7 protein-coding genes and 1 pseudogene are annotated in these 7,577 nt (G+C 68.6%); 3 read left to right on the top strand and 5 right to left on the bottom strand.

The window, feature by feature from the left end:
• Window positions 1-326 (top strand): hypothetical protein (locus IY392_RS17110; protein ID WP_194861886.1); only part of this gene is annotated, 326 nt, incomplete at its 5' end.
• A 14-nt stretch (window positions 327-340) separates the two neighbouring features.
• On the opposite strand, the gene IY392_RS19715 is transcribed toward IY392_RS17110, so the two are convergent.
• The 4 genes and pseudogenes from IY392_RS19715 to IY392_RS17090 form a co-directional block, all read right to left on the bottom strand.
• Window positions 341-1,018: a dihydrofolate reductase family protein gene (locus IY392_RS19715; RefSeq protein WP_107758137.1), complete on the bottom strand. Its 678-nt coding sequence runs from the start codon at window positions 1,016-1,018 to the stop codon at window positions 341-343.
• Window positions 1,019-1,075: 57 nt separating this feature from the next.
• A pseudogene (locus IY392_RS19710) lies at window positions 1,076-1,537 on the bottom strand (SRPBCC family protein); the annotation flags it as partial.
• Window positions 1,538-1,540: 3 nt separating this feature from the next.
• Window positions 1,541-1,879, bottom strand: coding sequence for a helix-turn-helix transcriptional regulator (locus IY392_RS17095; protein WP_107758138.1), 339 nt, complete (start codon window positions 1,877-1,879; stop codon window positions 1,541-1,543).
• A 69-nt stretch (window positions 1,880-1,948) separates the two neighbouring features.
• On the bottom strand, window positions 1,949-3,712 hold the full coding sequence (locus IY392_RS17090) for a lipase family protein (RefSeq protein WP_228549571.1): 1,764 nt from the start codon (window positions 3,710-3,712) through the stop codon (window positions 1,949-1,951).
• Between the two features lie 125 nt (window positions 3,713-3,837).
• Between IY392_RS17090 and arfB the strand changes: the two genes are divergently transcribed.
• Window positions 3,838-4,281, top strand: coding sequence for an alternative ribosome rescue aminoacyl-tRNA hydrolase ArfB (gene arfB / locus IY392_RS17085; RefSeq protein WP_182611989.1), 444 nt, complete (start codon window positions 3,838-3,840; stop codon window positions 4,279-4,281).
• 25 nt (window positions 4,282-4,306) lie between these two features.
• Here arfB and IY392_RS17080 read toward each other — a convergent pair whose 3' ends face one another.
• Window positions 4,307-5,083: an isocitrate lyase/phosphoenolpyruvate mutase family protein gene (locus IY392_RS17080; protein ID WP_194861884.1), complete on the bottom strand. Its 777-nt coding sequence runs from the start codon at window positions 5,081-5,083 to the stop codon at window positions 4,307-4,309.
• A 294-nt stretch (window positions 5,084-5,377) separates the two neighbouring features.
• On the opposite strand from IY392_RS17080, the gene IY392_RS17075 reads away from it, so the two are divergent.
• A partial coding sequence (locus IY392_RS17075; RefSeq protein ID WP_194861883.1) for an NADP-dependent isocitrate dehydrogenase occupies window positions 5,378-7,577 on the top strand: 2,200 nt, incomplete at its 3' end.

The following is a 7,577-nucleotide window of genomic DNA, read 5'->3' as shown; positions in this document are numbered from 1 at the left end:
GGAGCGACCGGATCGCCGGCGCGCGTCGATCCCACCTGTCCGCCGACCGCGTCATGACGGCCGGCACCGGCCGGCGGATGTTCCAGCTCATCACGTGGAGGCACGGTTCGCGCACGCGGCCGATGAGTGACGACGGCTCGGGCGGCGCGGCCTGGGCGACGCCGGGGTCGTGCGGTGCCATCGTGCGGTCCTCGAATCCGGAGCGGGTGGTGGATGCCCAGTCTATTGGTGAGGCCGACGTCGTGCCGATGCCGCTGCCGCCGGCCGTGCAGGACCTGCGCGAGTGCGCTCTACTCCGGCTCCGCGTCCCAGGCGGTCTCTGGTGAGCCCCGGCGATTCCTCACACGCCTGAGGTCGTCCGCGGCCCCGGCGTGCGACGACGCCAGAAGCTCAGGTGGATGACCCCGCTGGGGGAGGGTGTCGACTCGATGTGGAACCGCTCCTCGAGCCCCTCCACCCCGTCCCACAATCGTTCACCCCGACCCAGGATGACGGGCACCACGACGATGTGCATCTGGTCGATCAGGTCCGCCCGGAGGAACTGACGGATTGTGCTCGCTCCCCCGCCGATGCGGACGTCCAGGCCACCTGCCAGTTCGCGCGCGGCGTCGAGCGCCGTGGCGGGGTCGGCGTCCATGAAGTGGAACGTGGTGCCGCCGTCCAGCTCCAGCGTCGGCCTGGGGTGATGGGTCAGGACGATCACCGGCGTGTGGAAGGGCGGGGTGTCTCCCCACCAGCCACGCCACGGGTCGTCCCCCCATGGACCCCGGGTGGGGGAGAACTTGTTACGGCCCATGATCTCCACGCCGACACCCGTGTTCCATCGGCTCGCGAACGTCTCGTCGACCCCGACCGAGGCCTCTCGGTCCCCGTGGAATCCCATGTCCTGAAAGGTTCGTGTCGGTAGCGCCCACTCCAACAACCGGTGCCCGGCGTGACCGAAGGGCGCCTCGAGGCACTGCCCCTCCCCTGTTCCGAACCCGTCCAGCGAGACGGAGAAGTTGTGGACCCGGACCAGTTGCCTCCGGACCCCCGGCTCCCCCTGTCCGGCGGCGAGCTCGGCGACGTGGGCCGCGAGGTTGGCCAGGGTCTGCTCGCCGCCCTCGACGGCGTGGTACTCCTGCGCCGCGCGATCGCGGAGCTCCCTCGTGGGGAAGATCGTGCGGAACTCGACACGGGTCCCCCCGCCCTCGGACTCGAAGTCCAGGACGGACTCGAACGCCTCCGGATCCTCCGCGGACTCGCCGTGACGCAGCGCGATCCGCTCCGACGGGACGATCTCGCGCCAGGTGATCCACTCCTGGTAGTCGGTTCCGTCCGGGCCGTGCATCACGAAGTCCCACACACCGTTCTCGCGGAACTCGAAGGACCGGGTGGTGGTGGTGAACCCCTCCGGTCCCCACCACCGGGCCAGGTGCTGCACCTCGGTGAACGCGCGGAACACCAACTCGCGCGGCGCGTCGATGTATCTCGTGATGGCGATCTCGCGGTCCTCGGTCTCCCGCCCGGCCGGGTCGCCCCGCCTGTTCTCCCCCATGGTCTATTCCTCCTCGGCCCGCGCGATCTCGCGGACGTAGTCGTCCAGCCTGTCGAAGCTCTCGTTCCAGAACCGCTCGAACCCGCCGACCCACTCGTGGACGGGTCGGAGCCCGCCGGGATCGAGGTGGTAGATGCGCTGCTTGCCCTCGCGTCGGTCGCGCACCAGGCCGACCTCGCGGAGCACGCGCAGGTGCTTGGAGGCTCCGGGCTGGGTGATCCCCAGCTCCACAGCCACCTCGGTCGCCGGCCGCTCACCCTCCCGCAGGAGCACCAGGATCTCCCTGCGCTGTGGTTCGGCGATCGCGTTGAACACGTCCGAGGTGGTGGATGCGCGTGCCATGACAGGGATCATATTCCTATATAGGAAACTATCAAGACTCTCGTCGCCTCGACGTTGTGCGGCACCTGCTCAGCAGGTGGGCGTGGGGGCCACCCGGTTCCAGCGGTCGAGGGTCCAGGAGACGAGCTGCGGGGTCAGCGGGGAGTCCGCGGCGACCACTCCGTTGTGGTCCCGGCCGGGGAAGGTCCGATAGTCGAGCGGTTCACCGTCCGCGCATCTGGCGTCCACCCAGTCCTGCTGCATCGCCGGTTTGACCAGCGGGTCGGCCAGCCCCTGGGCGATCAGCACGGGCGCCGGCCACGGGCCGGTCGGCGAGTTCTCCCGCAGCTTCTCCCCCAGATCGCCGTCGAGCACCGAATCGGGGAACACCTGCTCCGGGATCTGGGTCCCCCGGACCAGCGCGGCGATCGCGTCCTGCTCGTTGAAGCACAGCTCGCCGATCTTCTCCACGCCGTGCGCGGTGCCCGGGTTGAGCCGCCCGGCCAGATCCAGCTCGGGGAAGACCTCGTTCCACGAGTGGGCGATGTAGGCGGACACCGTCTTACCGCCCACCTCGCCCTTGCTCATCTCGGCGAGGGTGTAGAGGTCGGTGGCGGGGGCCATACCGGCTATGCCGAGCACCGTGAGTTCGGGGGCGTAGTCCTCGGCGATCTGGCCGGTCCACAACGCACCGTGCCCGCCCTGGGAGTGCCCCCAGACCACGGTGTCGCTGCTGAGGTTCAGGCCGTCGAGCTGCTGCGCGGCGCGGGAGGCGTCGAGGACGTTGCGCGCCTCCACCTCTCCGACCAGGTACGGGTGCATTCCCGGCGTGCCCAGACCCGAGTAGTCCGAGATCACCCCCGCCCAGCCGTGCTGGATCACCATCTGCGTGAGCGCCTCTCCCGCACCGTCGGCGAACGGGGTGGGACTCAGCGACGGCGCGCATCGCGGGACGATGCCGGTGGTCCCGTGCGCGACGCTGAGCAGCGGGAGGGGGTCCGCGGTGCGGTCACCCGGGGCGATGACGGTGCCGCTCACGGCCACGACGGAGTCGTCCGGCGCTGTACTGGTGTAGAGGATGCGCCAGGCGTCGGCCCCGGGGGGGACGCCGACGGTGAGGGTCTCGGCCTTGAGCAGCATCCCGGCTTCGGCGGGTAGTGGCTCCGAAGAGGTGTAGAAACCGTCGGGTGCCGGGCGGTCGTCCCCGCGCAGCAGCACGGCGCTGCCGATCGCGAGCGCGACCACCACCAGGAAGACCGTCACCGCGAGGATCGTCCGTCCCCATCGGCGGAGGAGTCCCGACTCCGCCCTGTCGGTCGCTCGTGACCGTCGGCGGTGGAACCATGGATCCACAAGCCCGCGCAGCCCCACGAACACCAACCACGCGCCCACCGCGTACCTGATCAGCTCGATCGCGAGAACCGGCCAGACCAGGCACAACAGCCCCAACAGGACGGCGGCGGTGCCGCTGAACAGTCCCGCCACCCGGCGGTCGGTCTCGCTCCGGACCGCCGCCACGATCGTGTGGACCCCGTGCACGATCAGCGCGGTGACCATGACCCAGAGCAGGCTGCGAATACTCGCGGACTGCCACACCAGCACCACGATTCCCGCCACCACCATGGCAACACCGGTGAGCATCCGCGTCCACCGCCGGGAGTGTCCGGCGCCGTCGACGCCGATCACCGTCGCGAGTCCGACGACGACGAGACCGATCCCCGCAAGCCTGACGATCTCCGGGAGGTCGAGGTGGGCCAGGATCACCAGGGCTCCCAGGGCGATCGACGCGATCGCCAGGATGATCCCCGCGGCCCGCCTGTTCCTCCCGACCCGTTCGTCGACCTTCTCGCTCATCGTCATCCCCTCGCACCGGGCTCGGATCCTCATGCCGACGGCACGGAACGCCCAGATGTGAAGATATCCCTTACCAGCGTGCGTCATGGTTATGCCGGGGATGTCGGCGGCGCACACTGGACGTCATGGACGATCTGCGAGTGATGCCCGGCCCGGGCCTCTCCCACGGTCTCCGCGTGCCCGCAGGAGAGCTCGTCGAGCAGTTCTCGCGGTCCTCGGGACCCGGCGGTCAGGGTGTCAACACCACGGACTCCCGTGTGCAGCTGAGCCTGGACCTCGCCACGACCACGGCCCTGAACGACGCCCAACGCGCCCGCGCTCTCGACCGGCTCGCACCGTCGCTCGCGGGCAGCGTCCTCACCGTCGCCGCGTCGGAACACCGGTCCCAGCGGCAGAATCGGCGGGCCGCGCGGGACCGACTCGCGGCCCTGCTCCGGGAGGCGCTCGCCCCCGACGCGGTCCGGCGGCCGACACGGCCGACCTACGGATCGCGCCTACGTCGACTGGAGGCGAAGAGTCGACGCTCACAGGCCAAAGCGGCCCGGAGACGCCCGGGCGCATCGGACTGACGCCACCCCCTACGGTCTGAACCCGCTACTGGTCGGGGCCGGCCCAGTAGGAGAGCTGTTCGGTGGAGACCTTCGTGAGCCACATCTGCCACAGCGGGCCGAACGACACCCTTCGCACCCCAAGGTTCCTGAGGACGGCGAGGTCACCGGCGCCGTGGCCCTTCACGGGATGAGCGGTGACGTTGACCGGGATCGAGACCGCCCGCACGAGCCTGGTCACCTGATCCGCGGAGGTGAGGCCCACCGGGTAGACCGAGCGCGCACCCGCCTGTTCCATCAGCACGATGCGCTCGGCCGCCTCGGCGAGAGGGTCGGAGAAGACCTCGCCGCCCAACTTGACCGCGTCGGTGCGGCCGTTGATCACGAAGGGCACCCCGGCGTCGTCGGCCGCCCGGCGGGCGGCGGCGATGTAGTCGGCGTGCTCGTGCTTGTCGCGGACCCGGTCGCCCTCACCGTGGACCACGTCCTCGATGTTGGCGCCGACCGCGCCGGCCTCGAGCAGGCGGGCGATCAGCTCGTCCGGGGCGAGTCCGTAGCCGGATTCCACGTCCGCGCTCACCGGGAGGTCGACCGACCTGGCTATCCTGCCCACCACCTCGAGGTACTCGCCGAAATCCATCTGTTCGCCGTCGGCGCTCCCGATCGCGTCGGCGACCGGGTGGCTCCCCACGGTGAGTCCCTCGAACCCCACGGCCGCGGCGATCCGGGCACTCCAGGTGTCCCAGACGGTGGGGAGGACTATCAGGTCGCCCGACTCGTGCAGAGCTGCCAGTTCCCGTGCTCGTCGATCCACATCGGTCATCGTCGACGCCTCCTCGGCTGTAGCTGTCCCACGAGCCTAGGCCTGTTCGGCACGCCGCGTTCGGGACCCGGAGGGCACGCCCCGGTCGGGGTCCCCAACTCCGGAAAACGCCGCGAAGGCGTGCGCTGTCGGTCACAGTGCAGGGTGACGCCGAGACGATCACCGAACGCGCATGTGCACCGATCGACCACACCGGGGGTTATGGCGACGCCGACCCGGCTCGGGTGATGATGGTGCAGGCGTGCTGATGCCGTTCCACAAGAACACGATCAGCCTGAAACGAAGAGAGCCGACATGACCCAAGGCAGACAGAAGATCATCTACACCCTCACCGATGAGGCACCACGACTGGCCACGGAGGCCTTCCTCCCGGTCGTCCGCACGTTCGCGGACGCCGCCGACATAGACGTCACGACGAGCGACATCTCGGTCGCCGCCCGCATCCTGGCCGCGTTCCCCGACCGGTTGACCGACGAGCAGAAGGTGCCCGACAACCTGGCCGAGCTGGGTGAGCTGACCCAGAAGCCCGGCACCAACATCATCAAGCTCCCCAATATCAGCGCCTCGGTGCCCCAGCTGAACACCGCGATCGCGGAGCTCCAGGCCAAGGGTTACGACATCCCCAAGTACCCGTACGATCCCAAGACCCCGGAGGAGGTCGAGGCCGCCGAGCGGCTCTCGGCATGCCTGGGCAGTGCCGTGAACCCGGTGCTCCGCCAGGGCAACTCCGACCGCCGCGCCCCGAAGGCTGTCAAGGAGTACGCCCGGGCAAACCCGCACTCGATGGGCAAGTGGTCGATGGCGTCGCAGACCCACGTCGCGCACATGACGCACGGCGACTTCTACGCCGGCGAGAAGTCGATCATCCTCGACCGGGCCTGCGACGCACGCATGGAGGTCGTGACCCCGGACGGCGAGACCCACGTCCTCAAGACGGTCCCCCTCGAGAAGGGCGAGGTCGTCGACTCGATGTTCATGAGCAAGAAGGCGTTGCTCGAGTTCTACGAGGAGCAGCTCAACGACGCCAAGGAGACGGGCGTCATGTTCTCGCTCCACGTCAAGGCCACCATGATGAAGGTCAGCCACCCCATCGTGTTCGGTCACGCCGTGAGGGTCTTCTACAAGGAGGCCTTCGCCAAGCACCACGATCTGTTCGAGGAGCTGGGCATCAATGTCAACAACGGCATGGTCGACCTCTACAACAAGATCGATTCGCTTCCCTCCTCCAAGAAGGAGGAGATCATCGAGGATCTGCACCGGTGCCACGAGTACCGGCCGGAGCTCGCGATGGTCGACTCGGCGCGCGGCATCACCAACTTCCACTCCCCCTCGGACATCATCGTCGACGCGTCCATGCCCGCGATGATCCGCATCGGCGGGAAGATGTACGGTGCCGACGGCCGTAAGAAGGACACCAAGGCGGTGATCCCCGAGTCAACGTTCGCGCGGATCTACCAGGAGATCATCAACTTCTGCAAGACCAACGGGGCGTTCGACCCCACCACGATGGGCACCGTCCCGAACGTCGGCCTCATGGCCCAGAAGGCCGAGGAGTACGGCAGCCACGACAAGACCTTCGAGGTGCAGTACGACGGGGTCGCGAACATCGTCGACGCCGCCACCGGCGAGGTCTTGTTGTCCCAGAACGTCGAGGCCGGCGACATCTGGCGCATGTGCACCGTCAAGGACGCACCGATCCGCGACTGGGTCAAACTCGCCGTGGACCGCGCCCGCGCGTCCGAGATGCCCGCGGTCTTCTGGCTGGACCCGTACCGGCCGCACGAGAACAACCTCATCACGCTGGTCAAGAAGTACCTCGAGGACCACGACACCGAGGGCCTGGACATCCAGATCATGTCGCAGGTGCGTGCCATGCGGTACACCCTCGAGCGCGCGTGGCGTGGCCTGGACACCATCTCGGTGACCGGCAACATCCTGCGCGACTACCTCACCGACCTCTTCCCGATCCTCGAGCTGGGCACCAGCGCCAAGATGCTGTCGATCGTCCCACTCATGGCGGGCGGCGGGCTCTACGAGACCGGCGCGGGAGGGTCGGCGCCGAAGCACGTCCAGCAGCTGGTGGAGGAGAACCACCTGCGGTGGGATTCGCTCGGTGAGTTCCTCGCTCTCGGGGCGAGCCTGGACGACCTCGGCCGGAAGGACGACAACCCCAAGGCCACGATCCTGGCCAAGACGCTCGACACCGCCACCGGCAAGCTGTTGGAGAACCGGAAGTCGCCGTCCCGTGTCACCGGCGAGCTCGACAACCGGGGTAGCCAGTTCTGGCTCGCGCTGTACTGGGCCCAGGAGCTCGCCGAGCAGACCGACGATTCGGACCTGGCCGCACACTTCGCCCCGTTGGCCGAGAAGCTCACGGCCGACAAGGACACGATCCTCGGCGAACTGCTCGAGGTCCAGGGCAAAGAGGTCGACCTGGGAGGGTACTTCCAGCCCTCCGTCGACAAGCTGCGCGAGGTCATGCGGCCCAGCGCGA

It is taken from the genome of Dietzia sp. SYD-A1 (assembly GCF_015356725.1).
In the GTDB taxonomy this organism is placed as follows: Bacteria; Actinomycetota; Actinomycetes; order Mycobacteriales; family Mycobacteriaceae; genus Dietzia.
This window is presented reverse-complemented; position numbering and strand designations above follow the sequence as displayed.